Origin of the sequence: Pseudomonas sp. 2822-17 (assembly GCF_002742485.1) — a bacterium.
GTDB lineage: Bacteria > Pseudomonadota > Gammaproteobacteria > Pseudomonadales > Pseudomonadaceae > Aquipseudomonas > Aquipseudomonas cyclaminis.
This window is the reverse complement of record NZ_LJRZ01000673.1, coordinates 1-510: the sequence shown is the minus strand read 5'-3', so window position 1 is coordinate 510 and position 510 is coordinate 1. Positions and strand designations below refer to the sequence as shown.

At 56.1% G+C, this 510-nt stretch carries 4 tRNA genes; all 4 read right to left on the bottom strand.

The features are described from left to right. Positions 1–2 precede the first annotated feature (2 nt). Positions 3–75 (bottom strand) — tRNA-Glu (locus tag AOA60_RS23820). Between the two features lie 79 nt (positions 76–154). Beyond that, positions 155–230, bottom strand: a tRNA-Ala gene (locus AOA60_RS23815). 50 nt (positions 231–280) lie between these two features. Next, positions 281–356, bottom strand: a tRNA-Glu gene (locus AOA60_RS23810). Between the two features lie 78 nt (positions 357–434). Further along, a tRNA-Ala gene (locus AOA60_RS23805) sits at positions 435–510 on the bottom strand.

Sequence of the window (510 nt, the reverse complement as noted above, 5' to 3'; positions counted from 1 at the left end):
GGCGTCCCCTAGGGGACTCGAACCCCTGTTACCGCCGTGAAAGGGCGGTGTCCTAGGCCACTAGACGAAGGGGACACAAACCTTCTGTACAACTGATCAGCGCTGAGAACTGATCGATTCAAGGACGGTGTGGCCAGACCTTGAACCTGTAAATTGGTGGAGCTAAACGGGATCGAACCGTTGACCTCTTGCATGCCATGCAAGCGCTCTCCCAGCTGAGCTATAGCCCCGGATTTTTCGCCTCGCGGCGCAGCAGACCTTTCGAGCTGCTTGTTGAAACTGGCGTCCCCTAGGGGACTCGAACCCCTGTTACCGCCGTGAAAGGGCGGTGTCCTAGGCCACTAGACGAAGGGGACAAAACCTTCTGTACAACTGATCAGAGCTGAGTTCTGATCGATTCAAGGACGGTGTGGCCAGACCTTGAACCTGTAAATTGGTGGAGCTAAACGGGATCGAACCGTTGACCTCTTGCATGCCATGCAAGCGCTCTCCCAGCTGAGCTATAGCCCC